This window comes from Granulosicoccus antarcticus IMCC3135, assembly GCF_002215215.1.
GTDB lineage: Bacteria > Pseudomonadota > Gammaproteobacteria > Granulosicoccales > Granulosicoccaceae > Granulosicoccus > Granulosicoccus antarcticus.
The window spans coordinates 6,524,964-6,540,937 of record NZ_CP018632.1 but is presented as its reverse complement, the minus strand read 5'-3'; the positions used below and the strand labels follow the sequence as shown (position 1 = coordinate 6,540,937).

The window sequence follows — 15,974 nt, the reverse complement described above, 5'->3', positions numbered from 1 at the left end:
TGCGGGGCCGTGAACGGTTACCTTGTTACTTCAGCTGGAGCAGTTGCCGAACTTGCTTTGGAATCAAAGGGGTCAACGATGGACAACCTCAATACAGAAACACTTGGCCGCATTCCATTGCAGATACCGCCTAAAGAGGAACAGCGCCACATTTTGAATTTTGTATCTGAAATATCAGGTAGTTTCAACCAGATAATACAATCTGCTGGTAAGGCAGCCGAATTGCTCAAAGAACGCCGCACAGCCCTAATCTCCGCCGCCGTCACCGGCAAAATAGATGTCCGCAACTGGCAAGCCCCAGAGTCCACATCAACCTCCAGCATGGATGCAAACCCCTATGGCCTTCCATCCCGATAAATCAGCCGAATACGCTTTCCAGAATCACATTGTTGAGTGCCTGGTGGGCCATGGGTGGCTGCTGGGATCACCTTCAAAATACAACCGCGAGCTGGCTTTATATCCAGAAGATACGCTGGCGTATGTGAAGGAAAGTCAGCCGGATCAGTGGGAGAAGTATCGCGGTATCTATCCAAATAACCCGGAAGAGAAGTTTCTGGAGAAGGTGGCTTCACAGTTGAACAAGGCTGATCCGAATGCGGCGGATGAGGAGTTTCGGACCTTTGGTACTTTGATCAACGTTCTACACGCCGGTTCGTCTGCAATGCTTATCTGAATGCAGGGCATGCGACGAGCACCCCTCCCATTACGTTATCTCAGTAATCAAAAGCGGGTTTCCAGTGTTTCAAACGTCATCGACGCCTATAAAGTGGCAAAATACCGCGTAAAGGGTCATTTTGGCCGCTCAACTGCTATATTGAATCGTGTAAAGCGCTTTTTGGCGTTATTGTGACGTTTTATGGCGCTCACAGCATGCTCTCGTTTCATGGCTTCAAGGGGATCATTGTCGATGTCACAGTCCGAATCTGGTGAAGCTCGGCTTGCCCCTTTACTTGAGGTCATCAAAAAACACCCAGAAGGCATCTCTTTTCCGGAGTTGAAGGCGGCGCTGAGTTCCAGCCTTGCCGTGGGTGATGATGCGCTGAAGTATCGTCTCAAAGCCCTCGTGGACAGCGGGCGCGTGAGCATGCAGGGGGCACGTCGCTGGGCCAGGTATTTGCCTGTTGGTAGTGGCTCGATAGAACTGTTTCAGTCACCAAAGTCACGTGAGCTGGTTCGGCGTATGAATCGGCCAACATCAAACCGAGAGCCGGCCTCATACGATGGTGCCCTGATCGAATCTTACGAACCCAACATCAGTCGTTATCTCTCCATTGAAGATCAGCGAAATCTGGAAGCTATCGGGACTGATTCTGTCGATGAGTTGCCTGCGGGTACCTATGCCAGAAGGATCATGGATCGGCTGCTTATCGATCTGTCATGGAATTCCAGTCGTCTGGAAGGCAATACGTATTCGCTATTGGATACGCGTAGGCTCATTGCCTTTGATGAAGAAGTGGAGGGTGCTGCGGCCATTGACGCCCAGATGATTCGCAATCATAAGGATGCTATCGAGTTTCTGGTTGAGAACGCGATGGACATCGAATTTAATCGTCATACCCTGCTGAACCTGCACGCCTTGTTGGCCAACAACCTGTTGCCAGACCCCATGTCCGCCGGTCGGTTGAGAATGATTCCGGTTGGCATTGCTGGTTCCACGTATTTGCCGCTGGATGATCCACATCGGATCGAGGCCTACTTTCAAGTGACCTTGAGAAAGATCACCGAGATAGATAACCCCTTTGAGCAGGCCTTCATGGCACTGTTGTTTTTGCCCTATCTTCAACCGTTCGATGATGTGAATAAACGAGTTTCGCGAATGGCCGCCAATATTCCGTTCATCAAGAAAAACCTTATTCCCATCTCGTTCATCGAAGTGCCAGAAGATGCCTATTCAAAAGCGCTTGTCGGTTTTTATGAGTGCGGCGACGCATCCATGATGAGAGAGTTGTTTATATGGGCCTATGGAAGGTCGGCGCAACACTACCGCACGGTACGTCAACAGCTCGGAGCCCCGGATCCGTTTCGGATGAAGTATCGGGATGCCTTGCAAGTGCTTGTCAGAGAGCTTGTCATGCAGCCTGTGCCTCGGCAGGAGATTGGCAAGTTCATCAAGGCGTGGGTGACAGACAATATACCTATTGATGATCGACACAGATTCAGAGATGTTGCTGAGGTTGAGATTCTCTCTTTGCATGAGGGCAACTATGCGAGATATCGATTAAGACTCTCCGAATTCACTCGCTGGAAGACCTTGTGGGATGCTCAATCGACATTCCAAACATGATCGTGAGGAGCGCTTGCACCGGGATGCGCTGGGCCTTGCCGGTTCGTAGAGCGAGTTACCTTGCGAAAAATCCTTCAGCACCATCAGGTTCTGGTGTCCATACTATAATTGTGCCTTCAGGTATTTCAGCCAGTTCTCTTCAGAAAACGGATTCTCCATGAGTCACCACCCCGATAAGTCAGCCGAATACGCTTTTCAGAATCACATCGTTGAGTGCCTGGTGGGGCATGGGTGGATGCTGGGATCGCCTTCCAAATACAACCGTGAACTGGCCTTGTATTCAGAAGATACGCTGGCATTTGTAAAGGAAAGTCAGCCGGATCAGTGGGAGAAGTATTGCGGTATCTATCCGAATAATCCGGAAGAGAAGTTTCTGGAGAAAGTGGCCTCGCAGTTGAACAAGGCTGATCCGAATGCGGCGGAAATCCCTACCGCCAGCCAGGCGCGCATCGAACAGGCCCATCAGCTCGCTTGGACGCAGGATGACTTTATTAGCCAAGCCGCAGAACCAGCATTGACTGCCAGCATGGATGCATAAAACCGCGAATTGGCCCTGTACTCTGAAAATACCTTCGCTTATCCTCCGTGTTTGTCGGGTAGATTAGGCAAGTTTTTTCTACCGGCTCGGATGACTCTCCTATACAAAAATCTCTTGAGCGACTGGCGTTACCACGGCACCCATGGAATAGTTGGCGGTCCAGCGCTAAGCCACCAAACGTTTAATGCCCTTGGGAGGCTCGATCGACGACAATTCGTAGCTTGTCTGCAAGTTCATCCAGAACTCCGGTGTCGTGCCAAGTGCTGTTGAGAGTAACCACGCTGTGTCAGGCGTAATTCCGCGCTTGCCTTTGATTAATTCGTTAACGCGTTGTATGGGGATGCTCAAATGACGAGCGAATTCGGACTGCGATAGCTCCAGTGGCTCCAGAAACTCATGCAGTAGAATTTTTCCTGGGTGCGTTGATGTTCTTTTATTGGGTAGCATGCAGTTCACCTATGGTAATCAACGATTTCAACATCCTCAGGACTTCCATCTATCCATCTGAAAATCAATCGCCATTGTTGATTGATGCGGATGCTATGAAAGCCTTCCAGGTCCCCTGTTAGTTTTTCCAATCTGTTTCCAGGTGGCGACTTTCGCAGTTGCACAAGGCTGATCCGGCTGCGTCGAACAAGTCGCGCCGTACCTGTGGCACGCTAGTGACAGGCACACGCATGTCCGAAATTTGTAGTGCGCTTCGGACATGAACGCTGAGCATTCATCGATCCGCAGCACCATACTGGCGCCTATTGAACGTAAGCATTGAGATGTTAATCTAACCGGCAATTCTCAAAGGGTTGACACCAACACGCTCGGCCATCAGCACAAGATAGTCGATGGTGAAACCACCGAGCTTGCCACGACTGATATCACCAATGCGGGAACGCTGAACCCCCATGCGTTCTGCAGCTTCCTCTTGGGTAAGTTGGTGTTTCTCGATATAGGCTCTGATAGCATCAAACAATGCTGCCTTGATTTTAAGCTGAGCAGCCTCAGCGGGATCTTCTGCAATGTCATCCCATACAGTGCCTTTAGATTTATGCAGATTCATGTCAATTCCTCTTTAACTTCTCGAAATCGTTTAGCGATTAACGTAAGGTCACTTTGAGCCGTTTTCTGTGTTTTCTTCTGCCAACTGTGTAAAACCACGATAGCATCCTCGAACTTCGCAACATAGGCAACACGGAAAATATTGCTCTCGTCACGAAAACGCAGTTCATACACACCGCTAATCCCTTTACCAAGATCCTTTAAGGGCTTGAAATCATCTGGTGACGCTCCTGATTGCAGTAAATGCAACTGATAACCTAAATATTGCTTTGCCTCAGTAGGAAAATCATTCAACGCAGATTTGCTTGCCGGATACCAAAATAGCTCCTTCATAAGGGCTCCGATAGTTGTACAAAATATTATACAGAAAAACCGCTAATACACGAGGTATTATTGTATTTTTATCCGAAAATGCCGCTTATCTACCATCATTGATCATGGCAGAGCAGTAAAACCTCGTCACTGTCGTCAGCACTCTCTACAATTTGCTAAACTCTCTGCTGCATACTCGGACAACGTCAAGCATTTGTCGACAACGATATGGCTCGCATTGCAATCATGTGCTTGACCATAGTTGATCTGTACCATCGATTACACGAGAGTTTTAGTTCTCATCAGAAAACGGATTCTCCATGAGTCATCATCCCGATAAATCAGCCGAATACGCTTTACAGAACCACATCGTCGAGTGCCTGGTGGGCCATGGGTGGCTGCGGGGATCGCCCTCCAAATACAACCGCGAGCTGGCTTTGTATTCAGAGGATACGCTGGCGTTTGTGAAGGAAAGTCAGCCGGATCAGTGGGAGAAGTATTGCGGTATCTATCCGAATAATCCGGAAGAGAAGTTTCTGGAGAAGGTGGCTTCGCAGTTGAACAAGGCTGATCCGAATGCGGCGGACAAGGAGCTTCGGACCTTTGGCACTTTGGGTGTCTTGCGCCATGAGATCAAGGATCGCGGTACACGCTTCAGTCTGTGTCAGTTCAAGCCGGAGCACGATCTGAATCCGGATACCCTGATTCGTTATGGCATGAATCGACTGCGGGTAGTGCCCGAACTGGTGTACAGCCCCTGGGCGACAGAAAAGCATCTGGCAGAAACCGGTTTGATGGCGCAGAAGCTGCGCATTGATCTGGTGCTGTTTGTCAATGGTCTGCCAGTGGTGACGATGGAGCTGAAGTCTGAATTCAAGCAGGCGTTCAATAATGCGAAGGAGCAGTATCAGAAGACGAGGCTGCCGATAGACCCGGTTACCCGCAAGCCTGAGCCTTTGCTGACGTTCAAGCGCGGCGCTCTGGTGCATTTCGCAGTCAGTCAGTATGACGTATGGATGAGCACGCAGTTGAAGGGCGACAAGACCTTCTTCTTGCCGTTCAACAAGGGTACGGCTGAGGGTGGCAAGGGTAACGATATACCGGAAGATGGCAGTGATCCGACAAGCTATCTGTGGAACGAGGTGCTGTTGCCACAGAACCTGCTGCGTATCTTTCAGCGCTTCATGCACCTTGAGATCAAGGAGGTAGAGGATTGGGAGGGGCGTAAATCCAAGAAAGAGACCATGATGTTCCCGCGCTACCATCAGTGGGATGTGGTCAACAAGCTGTTGTCGTCAGCGCGTAGTGAGGGGCCGGGACAGTCGTATCTGATTCAGCACAGTGCCGGTTCTGGCAAGTCCAACTCCATTGCCTGGACCGCGCATCAGCTCTCGTCTTTGTATGACGACAAGGGCAACAAGCAGTTTCATTCGGTGATTATCGTCACGGACCGCACGGTGCTGGATGATCAGTTGCAGGACACCATCTATCAGCTGGAACATGTCGATGGGGTGGTAGGGCGTATCAATCGCCGGGAGGGGGAAGGATCGAAGTCTGACAAGCTGGCATCTGCTCTGGAGCAGTCTCAGCCGATCATCATTGTCACGATCCAGACGTTTCCGCATGTACTCAAGGCCATCGAGAATACGGTGAGCCTGAAGGAGCGCAACTACGCCATCATTGCCGATGAGGCGCATTCCTCACAGACAGGCTCCACAGCGCGTCAGTTGAAGGAAGTGCTGATGACTGATGCCAGTGACAGCGATGCGGACCCGGATGCGCCGCAGAGCGCTGACGATGTGTTGAACGAGATCATCGCCTCGCGTCGTGCCTCCCCGAACCTGAGCTACTTTGCCTTCACCGCCACGCCCAAGGCCAAGACACTGGAACTCTTTGGTCGCAGGCCAGACCCGAGTGAACCTGCATCCAAAACCAACAAGCCGGTATCGTTCCATGTGTACAGCATGCGACAGGCCATCGAGGAAGGCTTCATTCTGGATGTGCTGAAGAACTACACCAGCTACAAGGTGGCCTATAACCTTGCCCTGAAAATGCAGGATGTGGACAAGGAGGTAGATAGCAAGAAGGCCAAGGTGAAGCTGAACCAGTGGGTGCGCCTGCATGACTACAACATCTCGCAGAAGGTGCAGGTGATTGTCGAGCACTTCAAGGACAACGTCATGGGCCTGCTGGGAAACCAGGCCAAAGCCATGGTGGTGACCAGCTCTCGCAAGGAGGCGGTGCGCTACAAGATCAGTTTTGATCGCTACATCACGGAGAAGGGCTATACCGGCATTCATGCCATGGCGGCCTTCTCGGGTGAGGTGGAATTCACGGAGAAAGACCCGGGAGCAACCGACCTGCTGGGCGAGAAATTCACTGAAACCAACATGAACCCGAACCTGAAAGGACGGGACATGCGCAAGGCATTTGATACTGACGACTATCAGGTCATGATCGTGGCCAACAAGTTCCAGACAGGATTCGATCAGCCTAAACTGTGTGCCATGTACGTGGACAAGAAGCTCGGTGGTGTGGAGTGTGTACAGACCCTGTCACGATTGAATCGGGACTATGCTGGCAAGAAAGCCAGCGGCACCTTCGTGCTGGATTTCTTCAATGACCCGGACGATGTACTGGCAGCGTTTCAGCCGTACTATCAGATAGCGGAACTGACCGATGTGTCTGACCCGCAGATGGTCTACGACTTGTTCGAAAAGCTGCGCGGCTTCGGTGTCTTTCAATGGGCTGAGGTGGAACAGTTCGTTACCGCCTTCTACCAGAAGGGCAAGAGCGACAAGGCCCTGGCCAGTATCTGCAAACCTGCGGTGGACCGTTGGGCGAAACGCTATGAGATGGCAGTGGATGCCTACAAGGTTTCTCTGGAGATGATGGAGCGCAATCGCAAGACCGGGGACGCGGTACTGATCGGCAACGCTGACAATCACTTGAAGGAATGCCGAACGGCAAAGGATGCACTGGAAATCTTCAAGAAAGACCTAGGGCCTGTCATCAATTAAGCCATTCAATGGCGGCAACCAAGTGAATCGCTCCCAGAAAATTGCATGCTCGCTTGTCGTAACGCGTCGCAATCGCACGGTACTGCTTGATTTTAGCGAAGAAATTTTCGATCAGATGTCGAGCTTTGTACAAATCACGGTCATGTTCGATCTTTACAAGGCGAGACTTCTTACTGGGAATAACGGCCTCAGTGTTCGCCTCTCGCAATCGCTTACGCACGCGTTCCTCGACATCATAAGCTCGATCGGCCAGCAGCGCACCGGCCGTGAGTCCTGGCAGCAGTGCGTCAGCGCCCTCTAGATCCGATGCTTGTCCGGGTGTGAGCTTGAAGCTGATCGGATTTCCCAATGCATCGCACAGTGCATGAATTTTGGTACTTATTCCCCCTCGCGACAACCCGAGGCACTCTATTTTTTTTCGCTCCCAGCCGCCCCAGCACTGTGCTGATGTGCTCTTACAATCGTACTGTCAAGCATCACGTATTCATTGTCTACGTCTTCGCTTAATACCTTGAAAACAAGCTCCCATATCCCTTTTTTCGACCACCGACAATGGCGAGTATGGATGACACGAAAGTCACCAAAACGAGCTGGCAGATCCCGCCAGGGAATACCGGCACGGTAGCGATAAAGTACGGCATCGACAAATAGTCGGTTGTCCTTGGCAGTGACACCGACCGTGTCAGCACGACCAGGTAACAACGGGCCAAGTTGCTGCCATTGTCTGTCGGAAAGCCCGTATCGTCCAACCATGGTTTGGAGCCCCATCGACGCCTGTTCTCTGTAGGCGTCAACTATAACGGGTCGACAAGTCAAAATATCTATCTTTTAATTGATGACAGGCCCTAGGCACCTTCGTGCGCTTCTACGAATTCATCTCTCAGATCGTGCCCTTCGATGACCTGGAACTGGAAAAGCTCAGCCTCTTCGCCCGCAAGCTACGCCCCATGCTCAGAGAAACCAATGTGGCCGAGGATGAAGTTGATCTGGACAACGTGGTGCTGAGTCATTACCGATTATCGAAGCTGAAACAGCAGAACCTGAAGCTCAGTGAAGATGCCGAAGGCTATGAGCTGGATCCGAGTGAGGGAGCTGGTACTGCCAAAGCGAAGGACCCGAAAGAGGAATTTCTGTCGCAGATTATCTCGCGGTTGAATGAGATCTTTTTGATGGATGAGTTGAGCGACAAGGATTGCGTCAACTTTGCTCACACCGTTGCCGACAAGGTCAGCGAAAACGAGCGCGCCATGATGCAGCTACGCACCAACACCCGTGAGCAGGCCATGCTGGGCGATTTTCCCAAGGCGGTGGATGATGCGGTGATTGAGAGCAATGAGGCTAATCGGAATCAGATGATGCAGCTGTTATCTAATCCAGATAAGGCGAAGGAGTTTTCGCGGCTGGTTTATGATTTGATTGCGTTTGGTGGGGCCCGGTAGGCAGCAAACCGGATCGCAAGGAAGGAATCGAGTTGGATTGGCAGAAGTAAATTACGCGTGGCAAGAATTGCTCATGCTTAAGCCAAGGCCAAATTCACGTTATAGGATGAAAACGGAGAAATAGTAATGGACACTTACATTGATCTACCCCCTCATATTCAAGAACTTCTGGGGAATTATGTCTATTTGTATATCGACCCTGACACCAGAAAGCCGTTCTACATCGGCAAGGGCGTCAAGAGCCGTGTACTGGATCATTTGTCGGAGACTGGGGAATCGGCCAAGATCGCCAAGATACAGGAGATCCGCGACAGCTCTCGTCTGCCGGAGATCGAGATTCTCGCGCATAACCTACGGGATGAGAAGGCAGCCTTTGATGTTGAGGCTGCAGCCATTGATCTGATTGGTATAGAGAATCTGACTAACATTACCCGTGGTAGTGGCAGCAAGGATTTCGGAAGAATGACAGTTCAACAAGTGATAGGACACTACGCTGCCAAAGAGGTGGTGTTTGAAGACAATGTGATCTTGATACGCATCAACCAGACGTATCGACATAATATGCCAGCAAAGGAGTTATACGAAGCGACTCGGGGAACTTGGGTCATGGGCAGTCGAAGAGAAAAGGCTCGGTATGCACTTCCGGTTTTTCAGGGTGTCACGAAGGAAGTTTATGAGATTGAAAAATGGCATCAAGGTGGCACAATTCCTTATGAATTTCGAACAATGTCACTGAGCGATAGGGTGGAGTTCACAGGCAAAGTAGCCTCGGACGATATCCGCGAAAAATACATGAATGCCGATGTCCGAAAATACTTCAAGCGAGGCAACGCTAGCTCGTTCAGCTATGTGAATTTCTGAACAGTCCAGGCCAACGCATGCGGTGTTGATGCTCCCCGGTGCCGGTAAATTTTTACCGGCTTGTATCTCCTGAAAATTCACGAGTTTCAAAGGAATGGAAAAACAAGGCAAGTTGGGTTCAATCACTGGGTTATCCACCGTTGAAACCGGTAACCTCGCTTCAGACGACTGCCCGCTTGATCGGACGTGCAAAGCGCAGGTGCGGTATCTATCTGCTTGAGTTCGATGATTCAACCTTCTATATCGGGCAATCCGTGGATGTTCGCAGTCGCTTCGGTCAACATCGAAGAAAGCACGGAAATATCGTCGGTTTCACGTTCTCCAGAGTCGCCAGGAAAAATCTCAACGCAGAAGAGCAGAGAAGAATTAATGCAGCTGAAGGCCTGGGAATGAAGCTGTCGAATATTGTTCATGTGAGCAAAGTCAGCGGCGAGACGAAACTGGATCTTGTTATTTCTCAGGAAGAGCAAGACCTATGGCTGCTGAACCCCGAAATGGAAAACCAGTTGGATCAGTCACCAAAAAAGGAATTTCCGGAAGAATTCGTTCAACGTACCAAAGGAAGGTACACCAGGTTTCTGGAGCACGGTCAATCCGACATGGCCTTGGAGATATTGAGAACATACCTGAAAAACTGCGTGCCTATGCCAAGAAGGACTGAACATTCGCTCTGGTCAATGAGTTGTATGCCGTCGACCAATAGCTATTTCGCGCCTCGACTAGCTGTTATTAACATGAGTGTCATGGAAGTTCTTGTGCTATGGCACCCGAAGGGGGCGAACAACAAACTACGTGGGCATGTAAACGTTGCCTCCAATGAATTGTTTCCGAAGGGAGGCTGGATCGAACGGCTTCGTTTCTGGTTATCATTTCCTTTGGTCTTCATCAAAAAAGGGAAATATCAGGACGCTGGCCAGCATCAAATGACCCTATATGCGCTCAGCGCCAACAGTCTGCTAAAGCTGATACAAGACAAACGCGTTCAGAAGGCCTCTGCTCAGTTGAATTTGCAGCTGATGAGAAAGAGGGGAACGATCTACTCCAGATTTCACTGCAGTGAACTAGTAGGTTAACTGCATGATACTTTCGGGTAAAGCCTTTTGAGTTTGATACGAGCATCGTCGGTTGTAAAGCGCCAGTCGGCAGGCTTGGCGTTCTCGTTGCGATGGGTCTGCCATGCGGCTATCTCCTTGGTCAGCGTAGGCACGTCGGCAATGCGTCGATCCAAACATTGCCTGGCCAGAACGCTGAACTCACATTCAGCCATATTCAACCAACTGCCATGCTTGGGTGTAAAGACAAACTCAAGCTTCTGCATAAGCGCATGTGCCACGGCGGGTTCGAACGTTCTGTATAGGGCAATGGCACTCGGTTTAGATCCAAAGCTCTAATCTAAAAGCGATTTTTGAAGGTTGCAGTGGCCGGTTCCGGCGAGTACGTTTCAGGTTGCGAAACAATCAACGTAACCGGAACCAGCCACCATGCAGCCTACCTGTGAGTTGCCCTCAGAGCAACACCTTCGTGCCAGACTCGACTCTGTCGGTGTCTTCAATTTGATTACCGATGATCGCTTCCTGGCCACCATCGAGGCTCAGCTTCCTGCGCATCGAGAGCGCACCTATCCCCCGACTGAGACTCTGGCGATGTTCGTCGCACAGGTGCTAAACGACGATAGCTCCTGCCAACGGGCGGTCAACGATCGCATCATCCGTTGTCTGAACCACGGACTGCGTCCGCCGGGAACATCGACAGCAGCTTATTGTGAGGCGCGCGCCCGCTTGCCCGTAGTGCTGGTCGAAACGCTCTTCAAAGCAGTTGGCCAACAAGTCAGTGATAACGCCTCGCCCGAGTGGCTCTGGCGTGGGCGTTCTGTCTATTTCATCGATGGCACTGGGCTCTCGATGCCGGACACGCCCGACAACCAGCGAGAGTTTCCGCAGCCCTCCAGTCAGAAAAAAGGGGTTGGTTTTCCCGAAGCTCGCATGGTTGCATTGTCGTGCGCGGCCACGGGTGCGATCATTGATGCGTTGATAGCACCAGCCAAGGGTAAAACCACGGGGGAGCTGTCGCAAATGAGGACTCTGGCTCGCAGTTTGACGCAAGGGGACGTTCTGGTCGGCGACGCGATCTACGAGACCTACTGGACATTTGTGATGCTGCAGAATATCGGCTGCGATGGGGTTTTCGAAATCAACGGCAGTCGCTCTCGCCCCGAAAAAAGACGCGCCTACCTGACGCTGAATCGTCCGGTCAGGCCTGAATGGATGGATGCCGAGACTTACGAATCGTGCCCCAGGAAAATCAGAGTTCGTCAGGTGATCAGCCGTCGTCGTGGATATCAGGATACCTTTTACATTACCTCATTCACTGACCAACGTGAGGTCAGCGCTAAAGGTATTGTTGCACTGTACCTACGTCGATGGAATGTGGAGACAGATTTTCGCTCGCTCAAATGCGCTCTGGACGCAGGGATACTGAGTTGTCTCAGTGCCGAGATGATCAGGAAGGAACTCTGGGTGCACCTGCTTGCTTACAATTTGACACGGTTATTGATGAGTGAAGCCGCGACTCTGACACATCGGGAGCCGCGCTCAATCAGCTTCCGACATACCGTGCAACTGTGGAGCGCCTGGTCCCAGTGTGGCCAGCAACTTGATGCTCAAGGTTGGACTTATTTACTACGAGCGGTTGCAGGACCTCGGGTCGCAAATCGCCCAGGACGACGAGAACCAAGAGCCATTAAACGAAGGCCCAAATCGCGCAAATTGTTGGATATTCCGCGATCAGCCGCGCGAACTTGCTGTCATATGTACGAGCAGTGATTGCTTATCCGAGTGCCATTGCTGTATAGGGAGGCTCCGCTATGAGTGCTCAGGTTGTCCATAACCAGCGTGATCTTTTTCGCGTGGGGGTATTGATTCTCCACCAGGTCACGGACGCCTTCGGCCCATTCGCCCGACGCATGATTGTCGGCAATACGCACCGTGCGTCGACTCTCCAATGGCGTATAGAACACCATCAGGTGGGCAACTCCATTGCGCTCGTACTCTCCGTCGTAGCGCTCACTTTGGCCAGGCGATGCCGGGATCGGTTTTTGTACCTCACGCGTGCATTGTTTGGTTGTCTCGTCCATACAAACCACAGGATACTCTGCATCAAAAGGTCTTTTATACACATCCAGTACAGCCTCCATCTGGCAGACAAACCCCGCGTCCTCTTTAGGCGCTATGCACCACATGCGTTTCTGCCAAGGTTTTATGATGTTTTTTTAAAACTTGACGCACCGTTTCATAAGCCACGCTTTCGACAATTTCCAGCTCAATCAGACGCTCGCTCAACAGCTTCAACGTCCAACGCACCTGGCCTTCTGGCGCATCACTGCAAGCCAGGCTTACTAGCCTGGCCTCCGCATCGCCATCCAATCTTGCCGTTCGCTCTCGACTGCGTCTCTTACGCTGCAGCGCCAGTTCCAATCCTTCTTCCACACATCGCTGGCGTGTCTTTGCGATGCAACGGGTGGTCAGTTCCATTCGCTCAGCAACCTCGGCATCGGTCATCGAAGGACCATGCTCTCCTTGATCAACCAGTAACAAAATCTGTGCATGTCGTCGCTTCTGCGCCGCTATGCGTCCCGTTTTACAGATCTGCTCCAGAGCATGGCGCTCTTCTTCGGACAACTTAACCACATGACGCTTAGGCATTCTCAATCACTTCAACAGGTTGCAAAGTACTATTATGAAGTTAGACTATAACTGGAATTTATCAAGCGGTTACACCACTAGCTGCCCAGTGTGTCGCGAGACAGGCCTCTTGATAAACAAGCCGATTGGGTAGGAAGCCGGACAGATTTGGTCCGTGTAATATCAGGCTTTCGGGAGCCTGCATTTTCCGGGAGTTCAATACGGGCAGATCGTGCTGTTCTAACGCGGTGATTGCCGGACGACTTCATCCAAGGTCTTCCCGGATTTGTACTTCCACTCTAACCACCCGTTTGCCTGTCTTGCCAAAACTACAACAGCGGCGGTACTTGGTGATGTGAAGACATGATCTTCCTGAAACACTAGTAGACCATCTTGTTCAGACAGCGTTCCGGAATCAACTAATTCGGCACGAGCACTGACTGCCCAATTTCCCAGACTAGGAGTCCCTATAAGATTGCAGGTCGATCCCTTGAACACTGTAAGTCCTTCTTCGGAATACTCCCCTTCGGCATCCGCGCTCTTGCCTTTGCAGAAAACAAGATGCGCATTGTCGGGTTTTTTTATTTCATCAAAGACTGGGTAGCCAAGGGTGGACACCAGTAATTGCATTGAGTCGAAGTTGTCCAGAAGATCCGCTTCCACTGATTCTTGAACATGAGGCTTGCTGGGCGTGTTGCCGTTCTCAAGGGTAAACCGGTTAACCCGTTGCGCAGTATCGCAGCAAAGCCATTCAAGATACTTGATATGGGTTTTCGTGAAATGCTGAGTTTTTGATATGAACGCTATCGCCTGTGCCCAGAAGTCTTTCTGCTTGTTGTGTTGCTTGAGTCGGCTGAGACAATTTTCTGCCTCACCAATGTATACCCTGGGTTTGGCCGCGTCTGAACCGAAGAGCAGATATACCCCAACACCTGAAAGCTCGGCTCTCAAGGCCGCCTGATCAAGCTTGGAACGCGGAATCTGGACTGCACTTACCGTGCGACTGGTGATTTCAGCAACGCGTAGTCCTCTGGGATTTCCATCCGGCAGGAATATCTGAATCGTCTTGCCAATCTGAGTCATTGCCGTCCTGCCAGCTGTTTGGACTGATGAAAGAATTCTCTCACAGTAAAGACTGGAACTGAGTGCGGTGCTAGTGCGAGAAAGCATCTCTGACCAGCTCAATGAGGAAGGATTCACGTAAAGCCTCAGCATGGGGGCGCCGTAAGCGGATGTGTCATTACGAGCAGAATGAGGACGTTCTGTAGCTTACTGGTTGAGTCGCAAGGTGTCGCGCTTGAAGGCGAGGCGGTCACCAATCGTATACCAGGCTATCTGTTTGAGATGAATGCTTTCTCTCAGGCCCTGCTATCACGGTTCCTGCGAGAGAACCTGCTGGACTATAGCGTTATCGATGAGCACAATCTGAAGTGCATGACGCGGCACAACCCGCTGCAGGTGAAACTCGAATAGAAGTCACAGACCCTGTATATGGCAATGTGATCGCGGAGGTGCGTATGTGCCCGGTGAATCTGGAGCGGCTGGAGGCTTTGATCAATGGTTCCTCTGAGCAGGGCAGGCGGGAAAGGCAGAAGTATGCATTTGAACTGGCGCAGTTGGGCGGGTAGCTGTTTTTAGTGACAGGCATCAGAAATCGACTCTATTCTCATTATCGCCTTTCTCCAAACGTGCACAGAGTCTGTGTGCAATCACAAAGGACACGGGCGGTGAAAATTGATTGTGAGAGTTCGAGTGGTTCCAGGAATTCTGTAAAATGACGCAAGAAGGCAGTCCAGGTAACTGGTAGAGAGGTTAGTAGATTGTCTCTACCAAAGGTGCTACCACCTGAGCGCTATAAGTCGCCATTCAAATGAAGTTTCCACAATGGCCGATCTTTCCAATCTGGCGGAAACCCCATTGCGGTGATATCCATGTCAAAATCATCCAAAAGGCTTTCCAGCTTTTGACACCAGTGGCTACAGGGCATTGATACAACAGATATACAGTGCATGAGCAAGACGAGCGTATTGTAAATCTTGTGTTCAGTTTCAGCTTCGACATTGATATTGTCCCTCAGGCCTGCTGGTTTGCCTCTAGGCAAGGGCATTTTCTTCATCAGGTGCCGGTTCCACACGCGACCATGGTGAGCACAGACATTTCGGACGTAAGATAAATGTTCAAGAAACCCTTCCAGGAAGCCTTCATCCATTTTGTAAATTGCAGAGATCTCACGGCGAACAGTATAGGCACTGAGGTTACTGTACATCTTCGATAGCAGACCCAGTGACATGACCTCGCAAACAACCCAAGCGGGTGGTAATGATTCGCTGTACGTGTTTTTGTAGTGGGCGATAAATGGCTCACTGCTTCTGTCTACTTGAGCCTCTAGCTCACTGAGGCTTTGGTTCAGTCTGTGTTGGTTTTTGTATATTCGTTTGTGGTATTGAGCGTAGCCATGAGCTCCAAATTTGTGACCCATGAAATAAGCCCAATGCGCACGGAGCGACACTTCCATACGCTCAATGGCATCCAGCAACAATAATCTCAGGGAGCGATCGAACTCATAGTCGGCAATGATTCGGTCGAGATGAGTGCCTTGAACAAATTGATGATTCCCATTTCCGATCTGGTAGGGGATCGTATACGCTGCCAGTCGGTAGTAGTTGGTGTGAGAAAGGAAAATCTCAGCTTTACGACTGTCGCCAATCGTCAGTCCTCTGTCGCTCAAAAGAGCTACTTGCTGCTTGAAAGATAGTGCAGGCTTGGAATAATCCATATGAAAAAAGA

At 50.8% G+C, this 15,974-nt stretch carries 19 protein-coding genes and 1 pseudogene; 10 read left to right on the top strand and 10 right to left on the bottom strand.

Annotation, left to right across the window (positions count from 1 at the left end; translation table 11 throughout):
* The first annotated feature begins 9 nt into the window (after positions 1-9).
* From IMCC3135_RS28260 to IMCC3135_RS28245, 4 genes are all read left to right on the top strand, one after another.
* Complete coding sequence (locus tag IMCC3135_RS28260; RefSeq protein WP_257790397.1) at positions 10-357, top strand: restriction endonuclease subunit S; 348 nt, start codon at positions 10-12, stop codon at positions 355-357.
* Positions 338-673, top strand: a complete 336-nt coding sequence (locus tag IMCC3135_RS28255) for a hypothetical protein (protein ID WP_088920632.1) — start codon at positions 338-340, stop codon at positions 671-673. Before IMCC3135_RS28260 ends, IMCC3135_RS28255 begins: the two co-directional genes overlap by 20 nt.
* A 234-nt stretch (positions 674-907) precedes the next feature.
* Positions 908-2,284, top strand: coding sequence for a Fic family protein (locus IMCC3135_RS28250; protein ID WP_088920631.1), 1,377 nt, complete (start codon positions 908-910; stop codon positions 2,282-2,284).
* 157 nt (positions 2,285-2,441) lie between these two features.
* The gene (locus IMCC3135_RS28245; protein ID WP_088920630.1) at positions 2,442-2,822 is read left to right on the top strand and encodes a hypothetical protein; all 381 of its coding nucleotides are present in this window, start codon (positions 2,442-2,444) and stop codon (positions 2,820-2,822) included.
* 165 nt (positions 2,823-2,987) lie between these two features.
* Here IMCC3135_RS28245 and IMCC3135_RS28240 read toward each other — a convergent pair whose 3' ends face one another.
* The 4 genes from IMCC3135_RS28240 to IMCC3135_RS28225 form a co-directional block, all read right to left on the bottom strand.
* On the bottom strand, positions 2,988-3,269 hold the full coding sequence (locus IMCC3135_RS28240) for a HigA family addiction module antitoxin (protein WP_088920629.1): 282 nt from the start codon (positions 3,267-3,269) through the stop codon (positions 2,988-2,990).
* Positions 3,270-3,274: 5 nt separating this feature from the next.
* Positions 3,275-3,433 (bottom strand): type II toxin-antitoxin system RelE/ParE family toxin, encoded by a 159-nt coding sequence (locus tag IMCC3135_RS28235; protein ID WP_269467044.1) that lies wholly within the window; start codon positions 3,431-3,433, stop codon positions 3,275-3,277.
* Positions 3,434-3,600: 167 nt separating this feature from the next.
* Positions 3,601-3,876 (bottom strand): helix-turn-helix domain-containing protein, encoded by a 276-nt coding sequence (locus IMCC3135_RS28230; RefSeq protein WP_088920627.1) that lies wholly within the window; start codon positions 3,874-3,876, stop codon positions 3,601-3,603.
* Positions 3,873-4,208, bottom strand: coding sequence for a type II toxin-antitoxin system RelE/ParE family toxin (locus IMCC3135_RS28225; RefSeq protein WP_088920626.1), 336 nt, complete (start codon positions 4,206-4,208; stop codon positions 3,873-3,875). The genes IMCC3135_RS28230 and IMCC3135_RS28225 overlap by 4 nt, the downstream gene beginning before the upstream one ends.
* Before the next feature lie 299 nt (positions 4,209-4,507).
* On the opposite strand from IMCC3135_RS28225, the gene IMCC3135_RS28220 reads away from it, so the two are divergent.
* Positions 4,508-7,207, top strand: coding sequence for a type I restriction endonuclease subunit R (locus IMCC3135_RS28220; protein WP_088920625.1), 2,700 nt, complete (start codon positions 4,508-4,510; stop codon positions 7,205-7,207).
* Here the strand turns inward: IMCC3135_RS28220 and IMCC3135_RS28215 are convergent.
* Positions 7,200-7,960 (bottom strand): IS5 family transposase gene (locus IMCC3135_RS28215; RefSeq protein ID WP_418251411.1). Its coding sequence is split into 2 segments (ribosomal slippage): positions 7,200-7,633 and positions 7,633-7,960, totalling 762 coding nucleotides; the frame shifts between segments, so codons are not numbered across the junction. The genes IMCC3135_RS28220 and IMCC3135_RS28215 overlap by 8 nt on opposite strands.
* 104 nt (positions 7,961-8,064) lie before the next feature.
* Between IMCC3135_RS28215 and IMCC3135_RS28210 the strand changes: the two genes are divergently transcribed.
* The 3 genes from IMCC3135_RS28210 to IMCC3135_RS28200 all read left to right on the top strand — a co-directional run bounded on the left by IMCC3135_RS28210 (position 8,065) and on the right by IMCC3135_RS28200 (position 10,580).
* The gene (locus IMCC3135_RS28210; RefSeq protein WP_088920624.1) at positions 8,065-8,646 is read left to right on the top strand and encodes a hypothetical protein; all 582 of its coding nucleotides are present in this window, start codon (positions 8,065-8,067) and stop codon (positions 8,644-8,646) included.
* Between the two features lie 126 nt (positions 8,647-8,772).
* Complete coding sequence (locus IMCC3135_RS28205; RefSeq protein ID WP_088920623.1) at positions 8,773-9,507, top strand: LEM-3-like GIY-YIG domain-containing protein; 735 nt, start codon at positions 8,773-8,775, stop codon at positions 9,505-9,507.
* 38 nt (positions 9,508-9,545) lie between these two features.
* Complete coding sequence (locus IMCC3135_RS28200) at positions 9,546-10,580, top strand: GIY-YIG nuclease family protein (protein WP_157736325.1); 1,035 nt, start codon at positions 9,546-9,548, stop codon at positions 10,578-10,580.
* Here the strand turns inward: IMCC3135_RS28200 and IMCC3135_RS28195 are convergent.
* A pseudogene (locus tag IMCC3135_RS28195) lies at positions 10,577-10,867 on the bottom strand (transposase); the annotation flags it as partial. The gene IMCC3135_RS28200 and the pseudogene IMCC3135_RS28195 sit on opposite strands and share 4 nt — an antisense overlap.
* Positions 10,868-10,988: 121 nt before the next feature.
* On the opposite strand from IMCC3135_RS28195, the gene IMCC3135_RS28190 reads away from it, so the two are divergent.
* Positions 10,989-12,329, top strand: a complete 1,341-nt coding sequence (locus IMCC3135_RS28190; RefSeq protein ID WP_088919669.1) for an IS4 family transposase — start codon at positions 10,989-10,991, stop codon at positions 12,327-12,329.
* On the opposite strand, the gene IMCC3135_RS28185 is transcribed toward IMCC3135_RS28190, so the two are convergent.
* The 3 genes from IMCC3135_RS28185 to IMCC3135_RS28175 form a co-directional block, all read right to left on the bottom strand.
* Positions 12,311-12,745 carry a transposase gene (locus IMCC3135_RS28185; protein ID WP_088920620.1) on the bottom strand — a complete coding sequence of 145 codons (435 nt, stop codon included), beginning with the start codon at positions 12,743-12,745 and terminating at the stop codon, positions 12,311-12,313. The two genes, IMCC3135_RS28190 and IMCC3135_RS28185, sit on opposite strands and share 19 nt — an antisense overlap.
* Positions 12,726-13,208, bottom strand: a complete 483-nt coding sequence (locus tag IMCC3135_RS28180; protein ID WP_088916797.1) for a helix-turn-helix domain-containing protein — start codon at positions 13,206-13,208, stop codon at positions 12,726-12,728. The genes IMCC3135_RS28185 and IMCC3135_RS28180 overlap by 20 nt, the downstream gene beginning before the upstream one ends.
* A 219-nt stretch (positions 13,209-13,427) precedes the next feature.
* Positions 13,428-14,270: a GIY-YIG nuclease family protein gene (locus IMCC3135_RS28175; protein WP_088920619.1), complete on the bottom strand. Its 843-nt coding sequence runs from the start codon at positions 14,268-14,270 to the stop codon at positions 13,428-13,430.
* A gap of 168 nt (positions 14,271-14,438) precedes the next feature.
* Here IMCC3135_RS28175 and IMCC3135_RS28170 point away from each other — a divergent pair, with 168 nt between their 5' ends.
* Positions 14,439-14,660: a hypothetical protein gene (locus IMCC3135_RS28170; RefSeq protein ID WP_088920618.1), complete on the top strand. Its 222-nt coding sequence runs from the start codon at positions 14,439-14,441 to the stop codon at positions 14,658-14,660.
* 379 nt (positions 14,661-15,039) lie between these two features.
* Here IMCC3135_RS28170 and IMCC3135_RS28165 read toward each other — a convergent pair whose 3' ends face one another.
* Positions 15,040-15,963, bottom strand: a complete 924-nt coding sequence (locus IMCC3135_RS28165; protein WP_088920617.1) for an Abi family protein — start codon at positions 15,961-15,963, stop codon at positions 15,040-15,042.
* Between the last annotated feature and the right edge of the window lie 11 nt (positions 15,964-15,974).